We start from the raw sequence: 21,304 nt of genomic DNA, 5'->3' as shown, positions 1-21,304 counted from the left end.
GTGCGATCACCCCGTGTTCTGCAGTCCGGCCGAGACGCCGGAGACGCTGAGCAGCAGAAGGCGCTGCCACTGCGCCAGGTCGGCCTCGTCGTGCTCGCCGGTGCGGAGCGTGCGAAGGGCGCGCAACTGCAGCAGCGAGAGTGCATCGACGTACGGGCTTCGCATCTTGACGGCGCGCTGCAGCACCGGCTTGTTCGAGAGCAGTTCGTCGCCGCCCACGATGCGCACGACCCAGTCGCCGGTGAGCTGCAGCTCGTCCACGACGAGGTCGGCCAGGTCGCTGCGGTCACCGAGGTCGAGGTAGCGGCGCGCGATACGACCGTCGGCCTTCGCGAGGCTCATGCCGACGTTGTCGATGACGGTGCGAAACAGGGGCCACTCGGCGTAGGCGCGTCGCAGGAGCTCGACGTCCCCGACGGCCTCCAGCGCGGATCCGAGACCGAACCAGCCGGCCAGGTTGATGCGGGCCTGCGACCACGCGAAGACCCACGGGATGGCGCGAAGGTCTTCGAGCGACTCGACCGACAGACCGCGTCGTGCGGGACGCGAGCCCAGCGCCAGCAGGCCGATCTCCTCCATCGGCGTCACGGTCGCGAACCACGACGCAAACCCGTCGGCCTTGACCAGCGAGAAGAATCGCGCGCGGGAGGCGGCATCCATCGTCGCGGCGACCTCGGCGTAGCGCTCCGCCGCCGCGCTGTTGCGCTTCTCGATCGACGGGGCGGAGGCCAGCAGGACGGCCGCGGCGACCTGGTCGATGTGACGCATCGCGATGTTGGGGTCGCCGTAGCGCGCGAAGATCACCTCGCCCTGCTCGGTGAGCTTGAACCGTCCGTCGACCGAGTGCGGAGGCTGCGCCAGGATCGCCGAGTTGGCCGGTCCGCCGCCGCGACCGAGCGCGCCGCCTCGTCCGTGGAAGAGGGTGAGGTGGATGCCGCATTCCTTGGCCCAGGCGGCGATCTTCGCCTGCGCCTCGTAGAGGGCGAGGTTGGCGGCGACGGGACCGACGTCCTTCGAGGAGTCGGAGTAGCCGAGCATGACCTCGAGCCGCCGATCGGTCGCTTCCAGCCGTGCCGCGAACTGCGGGTGGTCGACGATCTCGGCCATGATCGCGGGCGCGGCCTGCAAGTCGGCGAAGGTCTCGAACAGGGGGATCACGTCGAGGACCGGAACGGTGCCCCCGGGGCCGACCGCCAGCCGCGCCAGCTCGTGCACGGCGGCGAGGTCGGCGGCGGACTGGGTGAAGGAGACGATGTAGCGGCCGGCGGCGCGCGGCCCGTAGCGGTTCTGGATCTGCGCGATCGTGCGGAAGACTTCGAGCACCTCCTCCGCCTGCGTGCTCAGCGGCTCGCCGCTGGCGACTTCGGCGAGCACCTTGGCGTGGACGGCGGAGTGCTGACGCACCTCGAGTTCGGCGAGGTGGAAGCCGAAGGTCTCCACCTGCCACAGCAGCTGCTGGAGGTGTCCATACGCCTGGCGCGGGGCCCCCGCGTCGACGAGTGACTGCTGCACGGTGCGCAGCTCGCCCAGCAGCGCGTCGGGGTCGCGATATGCGAGATCGGCGTCGCGCTTGCGCGTGGCGGTGATGCGACGGGCGATCAGCAGCATCGCGCGCTTGTGCGGCTCGACCTTGGCCCGCTTGGCGGCGTCTGCCGCACCGTCCTCGTCGGCGTCCGCGAGTCGCTGCAGCAGGCCGAGGAGGTCAGCGGTCGGCGGCGTCGTGTCCTCGGACAGCGTCAGCGTCTTGGCGATCCGGACGGCCGAGCGCTCCAAGCCGAGCAGGATGTGCTCGGCACCGATCGACGCGGCCTTCTTCGTGACGGCGGCTGTCACGAACGGGTTGCCGTCGCGGTCTCCGCCGACCCACGTCCCGAGGCGGACGAAGGGGCGCACGACGGGCGCGCGACCGCCGGCCGCGGGTCCCTGCAGCGCATCGTCGACGCGTCGGTAGACGTGGGGGACCGCCGTGTACAGGGTCTCGTCGAAGACCGCCATGATGGCGCGCACCTCGTCGACGGGAGTCGGCTTCTCCGCCCGTAGCGGCGCGGTGCGCCACAGCGTGTCGATCTCTTCGAGCATGCGCCGCTCCGCGCGTCGCTCGTCGGCCCCACCCTCCAGCGAGGCGTCGCGCTCGGTCAGCAGCGTGACCAGGCGTCGGATGCTGGTCGATACCGCGCGGCGGCGGGCCTCGGTGGGATGAGCCGTGAACACGGGGTGGAAGCGCATCGCCTGCAGGCGCGCCAGGGCGGTGTCGTCGCCGACCTCCGCCGCGAGGCGCACGAACGCCGCGGCCACCGAGTCGGCCGCATCTTCACGCTCCGGGCGTCCGTCGCGCTCACGGAGGACACGCACGCGCTGATGTTCTTCGGCGAGGTTGACGAGATGGAAGTAGACCGTGAAGGCGCGGGCGACCTCGTCGGCGCGTTCCACGGAGAAGGACTCTGCGATCTGCGCCGCTCGCTCGAAGGCCTCGGGCGACTCATCGCTGTACGCGGCGATGGTCGCGAGGCGCAGACGCTCGACGTCGTCGTACAGGCCGGGGGAGCCGCTTTCGCGCAGGACGCGACCGAGCAGCGCGCCGAGCATGCGCACGTCGGCACGCAAGCGCTCGGGCAGTTCGTTCTCGGCCTCATCGCGGCCGACGAGGTCGATCGCTTCGGTTCGGGTGAGTTCGCGCATGAGACCACGGTAATGGCACGGTGTTTCACATTTGTCACGGGGTAGTCTGGAAGCTCGGGGTGACGACGTTTTATGACGCCCCGACGTCGACGCGACGGCGTGCTGTGCCCTGCGCGTCGTCGGACGGTGTGCCGGGAAGTCTGGTCGGCGAGTCCCGTTCGTCGATCCCCCGGAGTGACCGTGTCCTTGTTGCGATCCGCCCGTTTCCCCGCCGTCCTGCTGCTCGCCGCCGCCTCGATCGGCCTGATCGTGGCCAATGGCCCGGCCGCGCCGATCGCTTTCGCCGTCGCGGATGCGCATCTCGGCATTCCCGGCATCGTCGACCTGTCCGTACGTCACTGGATCTCCGACGGCCTGCTCGCCATCTTCTTCTTCATCGCCGCGGTCGAGCTGCAGTTCGAGCTGACCAGCGGTCAGCTGGCCTCCCCACGACGTGCCGTCCTGCCCGCCATCGCCGCGGCCGGCGGCGTGATCGTACCCGTGGTGCTGTACGTGCTGATCGCCGGTGGGGAGGCGACCAGCGCCGGATGGCCCATTCCCACGGCCACCGACATCGCCTTCGCGCTGGGCGTGCTCGCCGTCTTCGGTCGAGGTCTGCCCTCCGGAGTGCGCATCTTCCTCCTTGCGCTGGCCATCTTGGACGACATCGTCGGGATCGTCTTCATCGCGGTGCTGTTCACGGCCGACGTCGACGTCGCCATGATGCTGCTCGCGCTGGTGTTCGTCGTCGTCTTCGCGGCCTGCAGCCGGCTCCTCGACACCCGCGCCCGTCCGGTCGCCGTCGTCGGTCTCGTCGTGAGCGCGATCGGCACCTGGTATGCGGTGCACGAGTCGGGCGTGCACGCGACGATCGCGGGCGTCGTGCTCGGGCTGGCGATGGCCCAGCAGCCCGCTCTGCGGGCACGACACGCACTCGAACCGTGGGTCAACGCGATCGTGCTGCCGCTGTTCGCGCTGTGCGCGGCCCTGGTCGCGATCCCCGCCGTGTCTGCCGGAGAGCTCTCGCCGGCCTTCTGGGGAGTCTTGGTCGCCTTGCCGGTCGGCAAGATCATCGGAATCGCCGTGGCCGGCGGCCTGGCGCAGCGCCTTCTGCGGGTACCGAAGAACGATCGACTCGCCGGTGGTGACCTCCTCGCGGCGGGTGCTCTGGGCGGAATCGGCTTCACGGTGTCGCTGCTGCTCAGCGAACTCGCGTTCTCCGGGGCGCCGGACATCCGCGATCAGGCCACTCTCGGGGTGCTTGCCGGCTCGGCGATCTCGCTCGTGATCGCCGGGATCCTCGTATCGTGGCGGGCATGGCATCATCGACGCCGGAGCACGGCGACCGTCTGAGTCCGATCGATCCGGCGTCGACCTCCACCGGCGACGCCCTGCGACGCGCCGCCGACGTCATGGCAGCAGTGCGGGCGCGATGCGTGTGGTCGGCGCGGATCACGCACGAGGACCTCGTGCCGTACCTCGTGGAAGAGGCGGCCGAACTGATCGACGCCGTCGAAGCCGGCACGCGCGCCGATCTGCGCGAGGAACTCGGTGACCTGCTCTGGCAAGTGCTGTTCCACGCCGCGGTCGCGGCGGACGCGACGGAGGATCCCTTCGACATCGATGACGTCGCCGACGCGCTCGCCGAGAAGATGATCCGTCGGCACCCGCACGTGTTCGGGGATGCCGTCGCCACCACTCCCGAGGAAGTGCTCGTCCACTGGAACGCAGCCAAGGCCGCCGAGAAGCAGGGTCGGCGGTCCGTGCTCGACGGCGTCTCGGCCCACATGCCCTCCCTCGCGCTGGCGCAGAAGCTGCTGGGCCGCGCGGCAGCGCTGCCGTTGTCGTCGCCTCGCCCGGACCACGGGCGGGACGACGGTGACGCGGGTACGCAGAGCGAGGAGCAGCTGGGCGCGGAGCTGCTCGGGCTCGTGGCGCGCGCTCAGCGCCGCGGGTGGGATGCCGAGCGTGCGCTGCGAGGCGCGATCCGCCGACTCGAGGACGAAGTGCGAGCCGTCGAGTCCGCGTCGGCATCCGGCGACCTGGAAGAATGATCGCGTGGCATCCGTGAACCCGCCGCGCGGCATGCGCGACTTCCTCCCCGCCGACAAGACCCGTCGCGAGCGCGTGCTCGCCGTCATCCGCGATCGCTACCGCGCCCATGGATTCGACGAGATCGAGACGCCGGTCATGGAGGACTACGACCGGCTGCACGCGGGCATCGGGGGCGACAACGAGAAGCTCGCCTTCAACGTTCTCAAGCGTGGACTGGATGCCGACGCGATCCGCGCCGCGGCCGACGACGCCGCCGCACTCAGCGACCTCGGCCTGCGCTACGACCTCACCGTTCCCCTCGCGCGCTTCTACGCGACGCACCGCGCCGAGCTGCCGTCGGTCTTCCGCTCCATCCAGATGGCGCCGGTGTGGCGTGCCGAACGGCCGCAGAAGGGCCGCTACCGCCAGTTCGTGCAGTGCGACATCGACATCATCGGTGACCCGACGGGTCGGGCCGAGGCCGAGCTGCTGGTGGCGAGCCTCGATGCGCTCGACGCGCTCGGTCTGGTCGGCGGCAGCATCCGCGTCAACGACCGTCGCGTGCTCGATTGGATGCTCGGAAGCTTCGGCTTCGCCGCGGAAGAGCGTGCCGGGGTGCTGATCACCATCGACAAGCTCGACAAGATCGGGGCCGACGGCATCGTCGCCGAGCTGCGCGAGCGAGGCGCCACGTCCGAAGCCGTCGACGCGTTCGACGCCTTCCTGCGCCGGCCGCAGACGCGCGAATACCGTCCCTACGGTCAGGGGCAGATCCGCGCGGCGCTGCCCGAGGACGTGCCGGACGACATCGTGGCCGATCTCGTGGCCATCGGCGCGGCGGTGTCGGCGGCCCGCGGCGTCTGTGCAGAAGACGCGCAGGGCGCGCCGCTCGTGTTCGACCCGTTCCTCGTGCGCGGCATGGGCTATTACACCGGCACGATCTTCGAGCTCGCCCATCCGAGCGTGCCCTACTCACTCGGCGGCGGTGGTCGCTACGACGGGATGATCGGGCGCTTCTTGGGCCAGCAGGTACCCGCGGTGGGCTTCTCCCTCGGCTTCGAGCGCATCGTCGATCTTCTCGAGGATGCCGACGATGCGGGAACGTCCTCCATCGTCCTCGTGCACGAGCGCGACGTGCCGGTCGGCGAGCTCGTCGCTCTGAAGGCCGCACTGGTCGCGGACGGCTCGCGGGTGCGTCTGGAGCAGCGCACCAAGAACCTCAAGGCGCTGCTTGAGCGTGCTGCCGCCGACGGGTATTCGTCCTTCGCGACGGTGGCGGCGGGTCAAGCGCCGGAGACGCTGGAGATCAAGTCGCTCGGCTGAGAGGTCGCGGGCGACAAACCCGACAGCACCGGCTCCTCGGTGGCGAAGCGGGCGAGGACGTCGAGTCGGCGCGCCGTCGCCGCATCCTGCGGGGAGAACCAGACCACCCGCTGCCCGCCCGCCTCGCCCGTCCAGAGGCTCGTCATCGCCAACTGGAGCACTCCCCAGCGCGGATGAGCGAGGCGCTTCACCGCATTGTGCTCGGCGGCCACGTCGCCGCGGCGCCACAGCTCGGCGAACGGAGGAGACTGCTCCTCGAGCTGGGCGATGAAGCGTTGCCAGCCCGGCTCGTCGTGGTGGCGGCCGTATGCGGCGCGCAGACGCGCCACGATCCGCTGCTGGGCGTTGTCGAGGTCGGTGTGCGCGCGCTGCCATGCCGGATCGGTGAAGATCCGAACCGCACAGTTGCGGCCCTCGGGAGCGATCGTGTCCAGATCCGCGAAGAGAAACCGGTAGGAGCGGTTGTAGGCACGGATGTCGAAGCGAGCCGTCTGCACGGCGGCGGGATACGGCATGAGCTTGGACAGCAGATCGAGGTGCGCCGCGCTCACGCAGGCGTGCTCGTCCCGTTCGGGAGGCGTCGCGCCGGCCAGGGCGAACAGGTGGTCCCGCTCGTCCTCCGTCATGCGCAGCGCCCGCGCGATCGCTCCGAGCACCTGCTCCGACGCCGCGATCGGTCGGCCCTGCTCGAGCCAGGTGTACCAGGTGAGCCCGACCCCCGCGAGCGTGGCGACCTCCTCACGGCGAAGGCCGGCGACGCGCCGGCGGGTGCCCGGAGGAAGGCCGACGTCGTCGGGGCTCAGACGTTCACGGCGGGTGCGCAGGAAGGCGGCGAACTCGTCCCGGCGATCCGTGCGCATGTCCGCCAGCGTAGTGCGCTGGGCACGGGGGCGGCGTGCGCAGCGGGGTGGCGTCGATACCAGGATGAGCGCACTCCTGGTACCAGGATGACGCCGGCCCCAGGATGAACGCCATGACGACGACGGCCTCACTTCCCCTCGTGCCGGCAGGGCACGTGCGCACCCTTCCCATGGCGGTGCCCACCTGGCGCTACATCGGGTTTCTCATCGGCCCCGGGGCGGGATCTTTCGCCTTCAACGCCGTCACCGTGACGATGTCCCAACTTCGCGAGGCATTCACCGCATCCGAGGTCCAGCTCGAGCTCGTCGTCGCCGGCTACGGCATTCCCTTCGCCGTGCTCCTCATCCTCGGCGGGCGCCTCGGCGACCGCTTCGGGCGCCACCTGCTCTACGCCCTCGGAATGGCCCTCTTCCTGCTGTCGGCCGTGGCCTGTGCGGCCAGCCCCACGATCGAGGTCCTCATCGCCGCACGCGTCCTGCAGGGTGTCGGAGCGTCCCTGTGCACACCGCAGGTCCTGGCCACGATCCAAGCCACCTCGGCTGGGGGAGCGCGCGTGCGCGCCATCGCGGCCTTCGGTGCCAGCGGAGGCATCGGCGCCGCCGGCGGGCAGGTGCTGGGGGGCGCGTTGGCGGGCGCCACGCTGGCAGGCCTGGCCGGCTGGCGGGCGATCTACGTCGTGGTGGCGATCGCCGCTCTCGCGGCGATCGCCCTCGCCCCGCTCGCCCCGCGATCGCGCGTTCACGAAGCGGTGACGATCGATGTCGCCGGAACGGTCGAGCTCGGCGCAGGCGTTCTTCTGATCGCCTCCGCGCTCACCTTCGGACCGTCGGCGGGATGGTCCTGGCCGACGTTCGTCGCCCTCGCCGCGGGGGCAGCGGCACTCGTTGCGCTCTGGGTGCACCAGGATCGCATCGAGCGCTCCGGTCGGGTGCCCCTGCTGCCGCCGAGCATCCTGCGACTGCGCGCCCTCCAGCTCGGGCTGGTGGCCGCTGCTCTGTTCTTCACCGGCTACGGTGCGGTGCTCTACGTCATCCCGCGCGCGGTCGAGGCCGGCCTCGGGTATGACTCGTTGACGGCGGGCCTGCTTCTGCTGCCGTTCGCGGTGGTGTTCGCGGTCGTGTCGCTCTCGCTGACGCCGATCCAACGCCGGCTCGGCGTGCGCACACTCGTCTGGGGAGTCGTTCTGCAGCTGATCGCGCTCGTGGGGTTCCTTCTCGTCTCGCTCGTGGCATGGGGGCCGTCGCTGATCTGGTGGGCTCAGCCGGCGCTCGTACTGCTCGGAGCGGGTCAGGCGCTCGTCTTCTCTCCCCTCACCCAGGCGGTGGTTCGTGAGGTCCCCGTCGAAGCGGCGGGTCTGTCGGGCGGCATGTTCAGCACCGTTCAGCAGCTCGCGCTCTCGATCGGCGTCATCGCGATCGGAGCCGTGACGACGGCGACGGGGTGGAGGGGGCGGGATGAGGTGGTCGCGGGCTTCGTGCTGGACGTCGCCCTCGCGTGCGGCGTCCTTGCGCTGGCGTTCGTGCTCACCGCGGCGCTCCGGCGGGGCGCGCACCGCTGAGGCCGGCGTCCGTGGGAAGCACGGCCGGTCACCTTCCGGCCACCCGACGGGAGCGTGCCGTTCACGCAGGGGGAGTGTGATCGGTGCGTGACATCGCGTTCGCATCGTCTGCGTGCTCTCCGCCCGCGCGTGGCGGCGAGTGCGGCGCTGGGAGGTGCGATCGCGGTCGGCGTGATCGCCGCGCGGACTGTGCTGGCGCGCCAGGCCGCCCTGGCGCGGCTCCGTATCGGCAAGCCGCTGGGTGAGATCGCGCTGGATGCCGACCGCGTGTGGCGGCCGAAGCTGTCGGGCGCGCCGCTCGAGCTGCTGGTGCTGGGCGACTCGATCGCAGCCGGTCTCGGCGCACAGCGGCCCAAGGACGTTCTGGGGGCGCGACTGTGCAAGGGGCTCGCCGACTTCCTGCATCGACCCGTGCGCCTTCGCACCGTCGCCGTGGTGGGAGCCGAGTCGAAGGATCTCGCCACGCAACTCGATCGTCTGGCGCCGGACTATCGGGCGGATGCCGCGGTCATCATCGTCGGTGGCAACGACGTGACGCACCGTACCCCCGTCTCGTCGGCGGCGAGCGACCTCGAGGCGGCGGTGCGGCAGTTGCGCGAGTCGGGCGCGGCCGTCGTCGTCGGCACCTGTCCGGACCTGGGCGCGTTGCGCCCCGTGCCGCAGCCGCTGCGGGCGCTGGGTGCGCAGGCGTCGCGGCAGCTCGCCCACGCGCAGGCGGCGGCGGCTCGGCGCGCCGGCGCCCGGGTCGTCTCCCTGCGGCGCGCCGTCGGGGCGATGTTCATCGAGAACCCCGACGACATGTTCAGCGTCGACCGTTTTCACCCCAGTGCGCTCGGCTACCGGCGTACGGCCGATGCCCTGCTGCCGGAGATCGTCGCGGCGCTTGCCCAGGGGGTGCGCACCCGGGCGTGACCCGCGGATCGTCGAGACTCACATCGCGGCAACTGTTCTATTTGTCATAGAATGGATACAGGAGGCGTCATGTTGATCCGCACCGACCCCACGAGCGATGTGCCGTTGTTCACGCAGATCGCGGCGTCGGTGCGAGCGGATGCCGTCGCGGGCCGTCTGCGCCCCGGCGATCGCTTGCCGTCGGCGCGCGCCGTCGCCGCCGCGCTCGACGTCAACCTGCACACGGTTCTCCACGCGTATCAGCAGCTGAGGGAGGAGGGGCTGGTCTCCATGCATCGCGGGCGGGGCGCGGTCCTCACCGATGCCGCCGATCGGCTCGCCGAGCTCCAGTCCGATATTGCCGCCATCGTCACCCGAGCGCGCGAGCGTGGGCTGTCATCACAGGCGCTCGCCGCGCTCATCCATCACCACAGCGAACCGGAGGAATCATCATGACCACGACACGGCCCCGAGCCGTCACCCGCTTCGTCCTGGTCGCCGTCGCGCTGCCCGTGTTGGCGAGCGCGGTCGCTGTCGTGCTCCAGCTCGCCGCCGGCGACGCGCTGCCCGACCCGATCGCCATCCACTGGGGTGCGAACGGAGCACCCGACGGGTTCGGTCCCGCGGGGACCACGGTGCTGGCCACGGCGGCGCTCGGACTCGGGCTGCCCCTGCTGATCGCGGCATCCGCACTGAACGGGCTTCGCCGCGGCGACCGCGGCCCGGTCTACCGGCTGATGGGAGCGCTCGCCGCGGCGATGTCGGTGTTCACCGCGGTGCTGATGACCGCCTCGGTGCGGATGCAGAGCGGCGTGACGGACGCGGCGACCGGACCGTCCGTCCTACCGTGGCTGGCCGCTGCCGCCGTCGCGGCACTCGTTGCCGGCGTCGCCGCGTGGGCGCTCCAGCCCGACGAGCGGGTCGCCGTCGTCGGAACCACCCCGACGATGAGCCCTCCGTTGAGCGTCGACGAGCGGGCGGTGTGGCTGGGCAGCGTGCGCCTCGCCCGCGGCGGCCTCATCGTGCTCGGCGCTGCGCTTGCTCTCCTCATCGCCGTGGCCGTGGTGAGCATCGCCGTGAGCGGCGGCCCGGTCACCACCACGGTTCTCATCGCGCTGGTCGTGCTGATGGCTGCGGTCATCGCCGCGACGGCGGTCTTCCACGTGCGGGTCGACGAGACGGGGCTGACCGTCATCTCCGCAACCGGCTTTCCCCGCGTGCACATCCCGATCACGGAGGTCGAACGCGTCGAGGTCGTCGACGTCAGCCCGATGGGCGAGTTCGGCGGCTGGGGTCTGCGGTGGGCGCCGGGCGGAGGCTTCGGTGTCGTCCTGCGGGCCGGCCCGGGCATCCGGGTTGCGCGTGCCGATCGTCGCGTGTTCACCGTCACCGTCGATGACGCCCAGACCGGTGCAGCTCTGCTCGCCGCCGAGGTCGCGCGCGCCGCGGGGCGTTGACCCCGCATCGTCGACCGGGTTTGCTGGGGCTATGACCGAGCTCTCGCTGCCCGCCGCCCATGAGGTGGACCGTTACCTCGTCGACACCCTCGTCGGTACCGACGACGCCCTCGCGGCAGCGGTGGATGCCCAGCGCGCCGCGGGCATGCCCGCGATCGAGGTGGCTCCTACGGGGGGCAAGCTGCTGTGGCTGCTGGCGCGCCTGAGCGGCGCGCGGCGGGTGCTGGAGGTCGGCACGCTGGGGGGATACTCGACGATCTGGCTGGCCCGCGGCGTCCCCGACGACGGTCGGGTGGTGACGATCGAGGCCGAAGCCCGCCACGCGGAGGTGGCCCGTGTCAGCGTCGACCGCGCCGGCGTGGGGGAGCGCGTCGACATCCGCATCGGACGGGGCGCAGACGTGCTGCCGACCCTCGCCTCTGAGGCGCCCTTCGATCTCGTCTTCATCGACGCCGACAAGGAGTCCAACACGCTCTACCTCGATTGGGCGGCGCGGCTGGGACGACCCGGCACGGTGATCGTCGTCGACAACGTCGTCCGCAGCGGTCGGGTCGCGGATGCCGAGGATTCCAATCCGCAGGTGCGCGGGGTGCGCGCGGGGTTGGAGATGCTGCGGGACGACCCCCGGTTCACGGCGACCGCGTTGCAGACCCTGGATGCGAAGGGGTGGGACGGCATCGCGATCGCGCTGGTCGTTTGATCCGGTTCGGGGCATGTGGGTCCATCGCCCAGGTCACTAGACTCGAACACGGAGCAGGAGCACACCCGTGACGCTCCGAGATTCACCCTTCACAAGCAAGGAGTCCCCTGTGGCACTGATCGAGGCTGTAGGCGCACGCGAGATCCTGGATTCGCGTGGCAACCCGACCGTCGAGGTGGAGGTGCTGCTCGACGACGGGATCGTCCAGCGCGCGGCCGTCCCCTCCGGCGCGTCCACCGGCGCTTTCGAGGCGTACGAGCTGCGTGACGGCGACAAGAGCCGTTATGGCGGCAAGGGCGTTCTGAAGGCGGTCGCCGCCGTCATCGACGAGCTCGGTCCGGCCATCGAGGGCGTCGAGGCGAGCGAGCAGCGCGTCATCGACGAGATCCTCATCGCCACCGACGGCACGGAGAACAAGTCGCGCACGGGCGCCAACGCCATCCTCGGCGTCTCGCTCGCGGTGGCCAAGGCGGCGGCCGACAGCGCCGACCTGCCGCTGTTCCGCTACCTCGGCGGACCGAACGCGCACGTGCTGCCCGTCCCGCTGTTCAACGTCATCAACGGCGGCGAGCACGCCGACAACGGCATCGACTTCCAGGAGTACTTCCTCGCGCCGATCGGCGCCGAGACCTACGGCGAGTCGCTGCGTTGGGGCACCGAGGTCTACCACGTCCTCAAGGGCGAGCTGAAGGCGGCGGGCTACAACACCGGCCTCGGCGACGAGGGTGGCTTCGCCCCCGACCTTCCCAGCAACCGTGAGGGTCTCGACTTTCTCATCAAGGCGATCGAGAAGGCCGGGTTCACCCCCGGTACGGACGTCGCCGTCGGCCTGGACGTCGCCGCCACCGAGTTCTACAAGGACGGCGTCTACACGGTCGAGGGCAAGGCCTGGTCGGCCGAGAAGCTCACCGACTACTTCGCCGACCTCGTCGCCAACTACCCGGTCGTCACGATCGAGGACGCGCTCGCCGAGGACGACTGGGAGGCCTGGAAGCACCTCACCGATGCCATCGGCTCGAAGGTCCAGCTCGTCGGTGACGACCTGTTCGTGACGAACCCGGTTCGCCTGCAGAAGGGCATCGACCTGGGCGTCGCGAACGCTCTGCTCGTGAAGGTCAACCAGATCGGCACGCTGTCCGAGACCCTCGACGCGATCTCGCTGGCGACCCAGAACGGCTACCGCTCGATGCTGTCGCACCGTTCCGGCGAGACCGAGGACACGACCATCGCCGACCTCGCCGTCGCCGTCAACGCGGGCCAGATCAAGACGGGCGCCCCCGCCCGCAGCGAGCGCGTCGCGAAGTACAACCAGCTGCTGCGCATCGAAGAGGAGCTCGGCGACGCCGCGGTCTTCGCCGGTCGCGGCGCCTTCCCGCGCTTCAAGGGCTGACGCCGCTGGAGATTCGCTGAGCGATTCGGGGCGCCTCCCGTCGCACGTCCGCGTGCCACGTAGGCTGGTCCCATGACGAGAGAGGGAGCCGAGCGCACTGCGCCGGCTCCCTCTTCCGCGTCCCGCCCGTCGCGCGCGAGCCGGGGCGCCGGCCGCGTCGACGTGAGGGCGTGGGCCGGCGGCATCCGCTTTTCCGCGTTCACCGTGATCATGCTGGGGCTCGTGGTACTCGCCGTCTTCACATTGGTGCCCACGGTCGGCACCTACCTCGGCCAGCGCCAGCAGATCGCGGCTTTGGCGCACTCCGTCCAGGTGAGCGAAGCAGATGTCGCGGCACTGCAGCAGCAGAAGGATCGGTGGAACGACCCTGCCTACGTGAGCTCCCAGGCGCGGGAACGGCTGTATTACGTACGCCCCGGCGAGGTCGTCTATCTCGTCGACAACGACCTTCCGGCAACGGCGATGCCCCCGTCGCAGGCGGCCGTCAGCGCGCAGGTGCAGGAGACCCGCACCGATTGGATGGCGCAGCTCGTGCGCTCGGTGGCCGGCGCCGGGCTCGCCCAGACGGCGGCGGTGCCGCCGGTCGCGCCCACTCGCTGATCAGCAGTCGGTCAGCCCGCCCCGGTACCCTTGACGGGTGCCGCATCCCGCTCTCAGCCCCGCCTCCGCCGCCGACCTCGAGGTCATGCGGGCCCAGTTGGGACGTCCGATGCGTGGCGTCGTCGGCATCGCCGCACGTTGCGTGTGCGGCAATCCGACGGTGGTCGCCACGGAACCGCGGCTCCCCGACGGCACGCCGTTTCCGACGTTCTACTACCTGACCCACCCCGGCGCGACGGCCGCGATGTCGGCGCTGGAGGCGAACCAGGTGATGCCCGAGTTGGCCGCCCTGCTCGCCGACGACGAGCACATCGCCGCCGCCTATCTCGCGGCGCACGAGGCGTACCTGTCCGACCGGGCGGTGTACGGCGACGTGCCGGAGATCGCGGGCATCTCCGCGGGCGGGATGCCGACACGCGTCAAGTGTCTGCATGCCCTCGCGGGGCATGCGCTGGCCGCCGGAACCGGGGTGAACCCCATCGGCGACCTCGCGCTCGCGCGCGCCGACTGGTCGCCCGAGCGCTGCACGTGCGCCGACCCGCGGAGCGCGGTGTGAGCGCTCGCCGTCGGCGGCTCGTCGCCGTCGTCACCGCCGTGATGATCGGCCTGGGCGGGCAGGCTGCGGCGGGTGCGGCGAGCATTCCCGCGGTCGCCGTCGCCGCTGGCGGCCCTGCCCCGGCGGCCGTCGCCGCGGGCGACCCTGCCCCGGCGGCTCTCGCCGGGCCGTCGGCCCTCGCCGCGACGGCACCTCCGCCGGGAACGGGCGATCCCGCCCGCGCGGCGGAGTACTGGCTCGACGAGTACGGCATCCGGCAGGCGTGGCAGACCACCCGCGGCAAGGGGGTGACGATCGCTGTCATCGACACCGGCATTGGCCGATCCCCGGTGGAGTTCTCCGGTGCGGTCGTCGGGGGAGCGGACTTCTCCGGAGCCGGGTCGTCGGACGGGCGCACCCCGGTCGGGGCTGTCGATGCCAACCACGGCAGCTGGGTGGCCTCGTTGGCGGCCGCCCGCGGAACCGGTGCCGACACTGGGATGATCGGCGTCGCCCCCGAGGCGAATCTGCTCTCGCTGTCGATCGGATTCGGCGCGGCATCCTCGGTGCCGTTCGTGCAGCAGGTCGCCGATGCGATGAAGTGGGCCGTCGATCACGGCGCCGACATCATCAACCTCTCGTTCACGACGAACACCCTGACCTGGGACCCGTCGTGGGACGATGCCTTCCAATACGCGTTCGACCACGACGTCGTGGTCGTGGTGGCCGCCGGAAACAAGGGCAGCGGTACCGAAGAGGTGGGCGCGCCGGCGACCATCCCCGGGGTGCTGACCGTCGGCGGTGTCAACCGTGCCGGCACTGCCAGCGAACAGGCCTCGACGCAGGGCATCACCATCGGCATTTCCGCGCCGAGCGAGCAGCTGCTCGGCGTCTCCGCCGACGGGCAGCTCGTCGTCTGGGACGGGACCAGTGGGGCCGCGCCCATCGTGGCCGGCATCGCGGCGCTCGTGCGTTCGGCTCACCCCGACCTGGATGCCGACAACGTCATCAACCGCATCATCAAGACGGCGCGGCCCGCCGCCGCGGCGACCAAGGTGCCCGACGAGAAGTACGGCTACGGGCTCATCGATGCGAACGCCGCGGTGAGCGCGTCGGTCGCGAGCGTCAACAGCAACCCGATGGGAAGTCTGTCCGACTGGATCCGGCTGTACCGTCGCGCCGACGCCGGCCCCCAGCCCACCCCGACCTCCTCGCCCGTCACCATCGAACAGCTGCCGGCGGCCGAGACGCTGGATCGACGTTCCCCGCTGCTGCCGAGCGTCGACACCCTCCTCTACGGCACCGTGCCGCTCGTGGGGGTCACCCTGACGGCTATACTGGTCGCGCTCGGTGTCACTGCTGCTGCCCGGCGCATCAGATCGGAGCGCGCACCTCGTACTCCGAGCCGTTGATTCAAGGAGTGCTTCCACCTGTGACTCACACAGAGACCAGCACGGCCACGCGTGCCGTGCCCAAGATCCTCATCGTCGGTGGCGGTTACGCCGGCTTCTACACGGCGTGGAAGCTCGAGAAGCACCTGCGCAAGGGTGAGGCCGAGGTCACGATCGTCGACCCGCTGCCGTACATGACGTACCAGCCCTTCCTGCCCGAGGTCGCGGCCGGTGAGATCGAAGCTCGTCACGTCATCGTGGGCCTGCGTCGGCACCTGAAGAAGACGCGTGTCGTCACCGCCAAGGTCACCGGCATCGACCACGCCACCCGCACGGCCACCATCACGCCGGCCGAGGGCGACGCGTGGCAGGAGAGCTACGACCAGATCGTGGTCACCGCCGGTGCTGTCTCGCGCACCTTCCCGATCCCCGGCATCGCCGAGAACGCGATCGGCCTGAAGACCATCGAAGAGGCCGTCGCCGTCCGCGACCGCATCCTCACAAACTTCGACCGTGCGGCGAACCTTCCCGCCGGTCCCGAGCGCGACCGCCTTCTGACCGTGGTCGTCGTCGGCGGTGGCTTCGCGGGCATCGAGGTGTTCGCGGAGACCCGCGCTCTCGCCTCTTCGCTGCTGAAGGACTACCCGCAGCTGCGCTTCGAGGACACGCACTTCCACCTCGTCGAGGCCATGGGACGCATCATGCCCGAGGTGTCGCTGAAGACGAGCGAGTGGGTGCTCAAGGACCTCGCCAAGCGGGGCGCCAACGTGCACCTCGACACCCAGGTCACCGGCGCCGTGGACGGCAACGTCGAGCTCTCGACCGGCGAGGTCATCCCGACCGATCTCATCATCTGGACCGCCGGCGTCATGGCCAACCCCACCGTCGTGCGCGGCAGCGACCTGCCCGTGGAGGAGCGTGGACGCATCCGCACCCGTGCAGACCTGCGCGTCGGCACGGCGGACGAGGTCGTCGAGGGCGCGTGGGCGGCCGGTGACGTATCCGCCGTCCCGGACCTCACGGGCAAGGGCGTCGGCGGCTATTGCGTGCCCAACGCGCAGCACGCCGTTCGTCAGGCCAAGCTGCTCGCGAAGAACCTCGTGGCCGTCCTCCGCGACGAGCTGCCCCGCGAGTACATCCATCACAACCTCGGTGCCGTCGCCGGCCTGGGACTGTACAACGGTGTCTTCCAGTCGCGAAACATCGCGCTCAAGGGCTTCATCGCGTGGTGCGCGCACCGCGGCTACCACGGCCTGGCCATGCCCTCGTGGGAGCGCAAGTGGCGCGTGATCGGCGACTGGTGGCACAACTTCTGGCTCCGCCGCGACAACGTGTCGCTGCAGACCGTCCAGAACCCGCGCTACGTGTTCGAGGAGTTCGCCTCGCGTCCCCGCCCGGCGGCCCCGGCTGCTGCCCCGGCGGCACCGGCGATCGACCCGAAGTCGGTCGCAGCCGAGAAGACCGGGGGCGCGGCCGAACCCAAGGTCGAGGAGAAGGCCACGGCCGCCAGCTGAACAGGGCTGCAAGTCTGACGCACGAGACCCCCACACCGCCGCGGCGGTGTGGGGGTCTCGTCGGTCCGGCGTCGCTACCCTGGTAGCGGGCCCCCGTAGCCCAATGGCAGAGGCAGGCGACTTAAAATCGCTTCAGTGTGGGTTCGAGTCCCACCGGGGGTACTCCTGTCGGTGCGCGTCAGCCCACGACACCGCTCGGGTCTGCGACGAAGCGGCCGATGAGTTCGTACGCTTCCCGCGCCTCGCGGGTCCAGTAGGCGCCCGGATAGACGTGGAAGCCGTCCTCAGCGATCACGATGCGCGCAGAGGTGCCGGCGGCGCGGGCCTTCTCGACGAACGCCACCGCATCGTCGTGGAAGACGTCGCGAGCACCCTGAAAGACGAGGAGGGGTGCCAGGCCAGCCAAGGAATCGTCGATGGGGCTGATCTGCGGGTCGTGGAGATCGTGTGTTCCCGACCATGCCTCGGCAGCCGCGCGCAGACCCGCGCAGCGCAGCGTGGGGTCTCGGCGCTCGCGCTGCCATGCGCCCGGCGTGCGCATCGTGGGATCCACCCACGGCGACAGCAGAATCAGGCCGTCCAGGGGGCGCCGGTCGCCGTCGCGGACTCGGAGGGCGAGCGTCGCGGCGACATTGCCGCCGGCGGAGTCTCCCGCGACGAAGAGAGAAGTGGTGCTGGGGCGTCCGGCGACGTCGTCGTAGACAGCGTCGATGAACGCCTGCGCATCATCGACCGTGTGCTCCGGCGTCAGCGGGTACGGGGCGATGGTGATGGCCGCTTGCGTGGCCGTCATGATCCGCTGGATGATCCACCAGTGCTGGCTGACCAGAGGGTTCACGAACCCGCCGCCCGGCAGATAGATCAACTCGCGCCTGGCGACGTGGTCGCGCGGCTGCCAGCGCAGAACCGTCGACCCGCCGATCGCGCCTTCGGTCAGGCGTCCGAAGGCACCGGCGTCCTTGGGCACGGGCGCGAACGTGCGATGCGAGTCGACCCGGGACAGATACTCCGCACTCGAGAGGTCTCGGCGCGTGGCGCCGGCGGTGAGCCACAGTGCACCCACGGTCAGCTTCATCAGCACGGTCACCCGTTGAGAATATCCTCGAGTTCCACTGTAGATGACACCGCGTGTCATCTAGGCTGGTGCCCTCACGCGCGAAGGAGCCCCGAATCCGATGAGTCTCGACCTCCTGAGCCTCCCCCCTGCCCCCCACGTGCACGGGGATGATCCGGCCGCGTTCTGGACGGCACGATCGGCCGCCGTCTCGGCGGTGTCCGGACCCGTCGCCTCGATCGACCTCGATGCGCTTCGATTCAACGCGATGGATCTCGTGGTGCGCTCTGCGGGCGTGCCGATCCGCGTGGCCAGCAAGTCGATTCGGGTGCGTGAGGTACTCGGCGCCACTCTCGCGATCCCGGGCTACCGCGGCATCCTCGCCTTCACGCTTCCCGAGGCGATCTGGCTGGCGCGCGATCATGACGACATCGTGCTCGGCTATCCCAGCGTCGACCGCGCCGCGCTGCAGCGCCTCGTCCACGACGACGATCTCGCGCACCGGATCACGCTGATGGTCGACGATCCCGCCCAGCTGGATGCGGTGGATGCCGTCGCCGCTCCCGCCTCTCGCGCACGCATCCGTGTCGCGATCGATGCGGATGCGTCGTGGCGGGCACCCGTGCTGGGCCACATCGGCGTGCGACGCTCGCCCGTGCACGAACCGACGGAAGTCCTGCGGCTCGCGCGCTCGATCCTCGCTCGCCCCGGATTCGATCTGGTCGGGCTGATGATGTACGAGGCGCAGATCGCCGGCCAGCCGGACCACACCGGCTCCGGCGACGGCGTGATCCGCTGGATGCAGCACCGGTCACGCGAAGAGCTCGTCGCGCGCCGCGGGGCGATCGTGGCGGGGCTGCGTGAGATCACGGAGTTGGAGTTCGTCAACGGCGGCGGGACCGGCTCCCTCGAGTTCACGGCGGCCGATCCGGCCGTGACCGAGACCACAGCCGGCAGCGGGCTGCTCGCCGGTCACCTCTTCGACGGTTACCGCGCCTTCGCGCCGGCGCCGGCCGCGGCCTTCGCCCTCGAGGTCGTCCGCAAGCCGCTGGACGACATCGCCGTCGTGCTCGGTGGGGGATGGATCGCATCCGGACCGCCGGTCGCCTCCCGCCAGCCACGCCCGGTGTGGCCATCCGCGCTCAAGACGCTGGGCCGGGAGGGGGCGGGCGAAGTGCAGACACCCCTGCAGGGTGAGTCGGCGCGCCGGCTTCGCGTCGGGGACCGCGTATGGTTCCGCCACGCGAAGAGCGGCGAGCTGGCCGAGCGGGTGGATCGCTACCACCTCACACTCGGCGAGAACCTCGTCGGCGAGGCCGCCACGTACCGCGGCGAAGGGAAGAGCTTCCTGTGACACGACCCGGCGGCACATGGCAGAACTGGGCGCGTACCGAGAGTGTGCGCCCGCAGCTGGTCGAGTACCCCACGACGATCGAGGCGGTGCGCCGTTCCGTTCGCGCCGCCGGCGCTCGCGGGCGCGCACTCAAGGCCGTGGGAGCGGGACACAGCTTCACGGGAATCGCGGCGGCTCCGGGAACCCTGCTGGATCTGAGCGACCTCAGCGGTGTCGTCGCCGTCGATCGCGAGCGGGGGCGTGTGCGGCTCCTGGCCGGTACCCGACTGCATCGCATTCCGACGCTTCTGGCTCCTCACGGCCTCGCCATGGCCAACCTCGGCGACATCGACCGTCAGTCCATCGCCGGCGCCCTGTCGACGGGCACGCATGGCACCGGGCTCGGCTTCGGGGGCCTGGCGACCCAGGTCGTGGCCGCGACCCTCGTCACGGCCGATGGCGAGCTGCTGACCGTAGACGAGGAGAACGAGCCCGAACTCCTGCCCGCCGTCGCACTCGGTCTCGGGGCCCTCGGCATCCTCGTCGATGTGACGCTGCAATGCGTGCCCGCGTTCGTGTTGGACGCGCAGGAGCAGCCCGAGAGACTGGATCTCGTCGTGGGCGCGCTCGATGCTCGCGTCCGCGATGTCGACCACTTCGAGTTCTACTGGTTTCCGCACACCGATGTCGCCTTGACCAAGACGAACACTCGGATGCCGGGCGACGCGCCCACGGCGCCGCTGTCGCCGCTGTCGCGGATCGTCGACGAGCGGATCGTGGGCAACGGCGTGCACCAACTGGTGTGCAGCGCCGGGCGGGTCGCTCCGCCGCTGGTGCCGGCGATCAACAGGTTGTCAGCCCGAGTGTGGGGCGACCGGCGTTTCTCCGACGCGTCGCACCGCGTCTTCACCACGGAGCGCAGCGTGCGCTTCCGCGAGATGGAGTACGCCGTGCCGCTGGACGAGCTCGCCGTGGCGTTCCAAGAGGTGCGCGAGCTGGTCGAACAGTCAGGATGGCGAATCGAGTTTCCGATCGAGGTCCGGGTGGCGCCCGCCGACGATCGGTGGCTCTCCACCGCGTTCGCGCGCGACAGCGGATACATCGCGGTGCACCGGTACTGGCGCGCGGACCACCGTGCCTATTTCGCCGCCGTCGAGGAGATCATGCGGGTCCACGGCGGCCGGCCGCACTGGGGAAAGCTGCACACGCTCGACGCAGAGGCGCTTCGCGGGCGCTACCCGCGATTCGACGACTTCCTGGCGCTGCGTGACCGCCTCGATCCGACGCGCATGTTCCGAAACGACTATCTGGACCGCGTGCTCGGCACGTGAGGGCTCGCCGCGCACACTCCCAGATGGGGAACCGCTGGGAGTGCTCCCAGGGGCGGACGACGAGTGCGCTCGCGCCGATAGGATGAGCCTCAGTCGATGGGAGTCGTATGGAATGGCTGATCCCGGTCCTGATCGTCGTCGCTCTGGTGGTGATCGCCGGAATCTATCTCTGGGCGACGTACAACTCGTTGGTCGCACTCGGTGTGCGCGTCGACGAGGCGTGGAGCGATATCACGGTGCAGTTGAAACGGCGCGCTGATCTGCTGCCCAACCTCATCGAGACGGTCAAGGGCTATGCGGCGCACGAGAAGGCGGTCTTCGAGAACGTCACCCGTGCCCGTGCGGAGACCCTCACTGCCGGCTCGCCCGCCGAAGCCGGCGTGGCGGAGGGACACATGCAGCAGGCGCTGAAGTCGCTGTTCGCTGTCGCCGAGGCCTATCCGCAGTTGCAGGCGAGCCAGAACTTCCTCCAGCTGCAGCAGTCGATCGTCGACACCGAGGACAAGATCCAGGCGTCCCGTCGCTTCTACAACGGCGGCGTGCGTGAGCTGAACACGAAGATCAAGGTTTTCCCGAACAACATGTTCGCGCGCAACCTCGGCTTCCACGAGCGGGAGTTCTTCGAGGTCGTCGACGGCGCCGCCATCGCCGAACCGCCGCGCATCCAGTTCTGA

At 70.4% G+C, this 21,304-nt stretch carries 19 protein-coding genes and 1 tRNA gene; 17 read left to right on the top strand and 3 right to left on the bottom strand.

Annotated elements, in window-relative coordinates:
- Positions 1–6: 6 nt before the first annotated feature.
- The gene (locus ACT53O_RS09325) at positions 7–2,679 is read right to left on the bottom strand and encodes a phosphoenolpyruvate carboxylase (RefSeq protein WP_039412269.1); all 2,673 of its coding nucleotides are present in this window, start codon (positions 2,677–2,679) and stop codon (positions 7–9) included.
- Between the two features lie 180 nt (positions 2,680–2,859).
- Between ACT53O_RS09325 and ACT53O_RS09320 the strand changes: the two genes are divergently transcribed.
- Genes ACT53O_RS09320 through ACT53O_RS09310 form a run of 3 tightly spaced genes read left to right on the top strand, consistent with a single transcriptional unit; the run spans position 2,860 to position 6,015 of the window.
- Entirely contained in the window at positions 2,860–4,011 is a 1,152-nt protein-coding gene (locus ACT53O_RS09320; protein WP_476152028.1) for a Na+/H+ antiporter NhaA, read from the top strand.
- Entirely contained in the window at positions 3,975–4,712 is a 738-nt protein-coding gene (locus ACT53O_RS09315; protein WP_112931156.1) for a nucleoside triphosphate pyrophosphohydrolase, read from the top strand. The genes ACT53O_RS09320 and ACT53O_RS09315 overlap by 37 nt, the downstream gene beginning before the upstream one ends.
- A 31-nt stretch (positions 4,713–4,743) precedes the next feature.
- Positions 4,744–6,015 carry a histidine--tRNA ligase gene (locus ACT53O_RS09310; RefSeq protein WP_476152610.1) on the top strand — a complete coding sequence of 424 codons (1,272 nt, stop codon included), beginning with the start codon at positions 4,744–4,746 and terminating at the stop codon, positions 6,013–6,015.
- Here ACT53O_RS09310 and ACT53O_RS09305 read toward each other — a convergent pair.
- Positions 5,976–6,875: a helix-turn-helix transcriptional regulator gene (locus tag ACT53O_RS09305; RefSeq protein ID WP_476152025.1), complete on the bottom strand. Its 900-nt coding sequence runs from the start codon at positions 6,873–6,875 to the stop codon at positions 5,976–5,978. The genes ACT53O_RS09310 and ACT53O_RS09305 overlap by 40 nt on opposite strands.
- Before the next feature lie 113 nt (positions 6,876–6,988).
- Between ACT53O_RS09305 and ACT53O_RS09300 the strand changes: the two genes are divergently transcribed.
- The 11 genes from ACT53O_RS09300 (at position 6,989) to ACT53O_RS09250 (ending at position 17,074) form a co-directional block, all read left to right on the top strand.
- Positions 6,989–8,434 (top strand): MFS transporter, encoded by a 1,446-nt coding sequence (locus tag ACT53O_RS09300; protein ID WP_476152023.1) that lies wholly within the window; start codon positions 6,989–6,991, stop codon positions 8,432–8,434.
- Positions 8,435–8,563: 129 nt separating this feature from the next.
- Complete coding sequence (locus tag ACT53O_RS09295) at positions 8,564–9,346, top strand: SGNH/GDSL hydrolase family protein (RefSeq protein ID WP_476152608.1); 783 nt, start codon at positions 8,564–8,566, stop codon at positions 9,344–9,346.
- A gap of 69 nt (positions 9,347–9,415) precedes the next feature.
- The gene (locus tag ACT53O_RS09290) at positions 9,416–9,781 is read left to right on the top strand and encodes a GntR family transcriptional regulator (protein ID WP_294942896.1); all 366 of its coding nucleotides are present in this window, start codon (positions 9,416–9,418) and stop codon (positions 9,779–9,781) included.
- Complete coding sequence (locus tag ACT53O_RS09285; RefSeq protein ID WP_476152021.1) at positions 9,778–10,782, top strand: DUF1648 domain-containing protein; 1,005 nt, start codon at positions 9,778–9,780, stop codon at positions 10,780–10,782. The genes ACT53O_RS09290 and ACT53O_RS09285 overlap by 4 nt, the downstream gene beginning before the upstream one ends.
- Before the next feature lie 31 nt (positions 10,783–10,813).
- Positions 10,814–11,482, top strand: a complete 669-nt coding sequence (locus ACT53O_RS09280; protein WP_476152019.1) for an O-methyltransferase — start codon at positions 10,814–10,816, stop codon at positions 11,480–11,482.
- Positions 11,483–11,591: 109 nt separating this feature from the next.
- Positions 11,592–12,872, top strand: a complete 1,281-nt coding sequence (eno, locus tag ACT53O_RS09275) for a phosphopyruvate hydratase (RefSeq protein ID WP_036318168.1) — start codon at positions 11,592–11,594, stop codon at positions 12,870–12,872.
- A 72-nt stretch (positions 12,873–12,944) separates the two neighbouring features.
- Positions 12,945–13,472 carry an FtsB family cell division protein gene (locus ACT53O_RS09270; RefSeq protein WP_036318167.1) on the top strand — a complete coding sequence of 176 codons (528 nt, stop codon included), beginning with the start codon at positions 12,945–12,947 and terminating at the stop codon, positions 13,470–13,472.
- An 85-nt stretch (positions 13,473–13,557) separates the two neighbouring features.
- Positions 13,558–14,028, top strand: coding sequence for a DUF501 domain-containing protein (locus ACT53O_RS09265; protein WP_476152606.1), 471 nt, complete (start codon positions 13,558–13,560; stop codon positions 14,026–14,028).
- The gene (locus tag ACT53O_RS09260; protein WP_476152017.1) at positions 14,025–15,419 is read left to right on the top strand and encodes a S8 family peptidase; all 1,395 of its coding nucleotides are present in this window, start codon (positions 14,025–14,027) and stop codon (positions 15,417–15,419) included. Before ACT53O_RS09265 ends, ACT53O_RS09260 begins: the two co-directional genes overlap by 4 nt.
- Before the next feature lie 20 nt (positions 15,420–15,439).
- Positions 15,440–16,912 (top strand): NAD(P)/FAD-dependent oxidoreductase, encoded by a 1,473-nt coding sequence (locus ACT53O_RS09255; protein WP_476152015.1) that lies wholly within the window; start codon positions 15,440–15,442, stop codon positions 16,910–16,912.
- A gap of 89 nt (positions 16,913–17,001) precedes the next feature.
- Positions 17,002–17,074, top strand: a tRNA-Leu gene (locus tag ACT53O_RS09250).
- A gap of 16 nt (positions 17,075–17,090) precedes the next feature.
- Here the strand turns inward: ACT53O_RS09250 and ACT53O_RS09245 are convergent.
- Positions 17,091–17,999 (bottom strand): alpha/beta hydrolase, encoded by a 909-nt coding sequence (locus ACT53O_RS09245; protein ID WP_295817436.1) that lies wholly within the window; start codon positions 17,997–17,999, stop codon positions 17,091–17,093.
- Positions 18,000–18,087: 88 nt separating this feature from the next.
- Between ACT53O_RS09245 and ACT53O_RS09240 the strand changes: the two genes are divergently transcribed.
- From ACT53O_RS09240 to ACT53O_RS09230, 3 genes are all read left to right on the top strand, one after another.
- Positions 18,088–19,320 carry an alanine racemase gene (locus tag ACT53O_RS09240; protein ID WP_295817434.1) on the top strand — a complete coding sequence of 411 codons (1,233 nt, stop codon included), beginning with the start codon at positions 18,088–18,090 and terminating at the stop codon, positions 19,318–19,320.
- A complete protein-coding gene (locus ACT53O_RS09235) occupies positions 19,317–20,630 on the top strand; it encodes a D-arabinono-1,4-lactone oxidase (RefSeq protein ID WP_112931231.1) in 1,314 nt (437 codons plus the stop codon). Before ACT53O_RS09240 ends, ACT53O_RS09235 begins: the two co-directional genes overlap by 4 nt.
- A gap of 107 nt (positions 20,631–20,737) precedes the next feature.
- The gene (locus ACT53O_RS09230) at positions 20,738–21,304 is read left to right on the top strand and encodes a LemA family protein (RefSeq protein ID WP_005052555.1); all 567 of its coding nucleotides are present in this window, start codon (positions 20,738–20,740) and stop codon (positions 21,302–21,304) included.

This window comes from Microbacterium sp. DMC48, assembly GCF_056313825.1.
This window is presented reverse-complemented; position numbering and strand designations above follow the sequence as displayed.

Coding starts and splice junctions, on each gene's coding strand:
- ACT53O_RS09325 (WP_039412269.1), bottom strand. CDS start 2,679: ATGCGCGAACTCACCCGAACCGAAGCGATCGACCTCGTCGGCCGCGAT.
- ACT53O_RS09315 (WP_112931156.1), top strand. CDS start 3,975: ATGGCATCATCGACGCCGGAGCACGGCGACCGTCTGAGTCCGATCGAT.
- ACT53O_RS09310 (WP_476152610.1), top strand. CDS start 4,744: ATGCGCGACTTCCTCCCCGCCGACAAGACCCGTCGCGAGCGCGTGCTC.
- ACT53O_RS09305 (WP_476152025.1), bottom strand. CDS start 6,875: ATGCGCACGGATCGCCGGGACGAGTTCGCCGCCTTCCTGCGCACCCGC.
- ACT53O_RS09300 (WP_476152023.1), top strand. CDS start 6,989: ATGACGACGACGGCCTCACTTCCCCTCGTGCCGGCAGGGCACGTGCGC.
- ACT53O_RS09290 (WP_294942896.1), top strand. CDS start 9,416: ATGTTGATCCGCACCGACCCCACGAGCGATGTGCCGTTGTTCACGCAG.
- ACT53O_RS09285 (WP_476152021.1), top strand. CDS start 9,778: ATGACCACGACACGGCCCCGAGCCGTCACCCGCTTCGTCCTGGTCGCC.
- ACT53O_RS09280 (WP_476152019.1), top strand. CDS start 10,814: ATGACCGAGCTCTCGCTGCCCGCCGCCCATGAGGTGGACCGTTACCTC.
- ACT53O_RS09270 (WP_036318167.1), top strand. CDS start 12,945: ATGACGAGAGAGGGAGCCGAGCGCACTGCGCCGGCTCCCTCTTCCGCG.
- ACT53O_RS09265 (WP_476152606.1), top strand. CDS start 13,558: ATGCGGGCCCAGTTGGGACGTCCGATGCGTGGCGTCGTCGGCATCGCC.
- ACT53O_RS09240 (WP_295817434.1), top strand. CDS start 18,088: ATGAGTCTCGACCTCCTGAGCCTCCCCCCTGCCCCCCACGTGCACGGG.
- ACT53O_RS09230 (WP_005052555.1), top strand. CDS start 20,738: ATGGAATGGCTGATCCCGGTCCTGATCGTCGTCGCTCTGGTGGTGATC.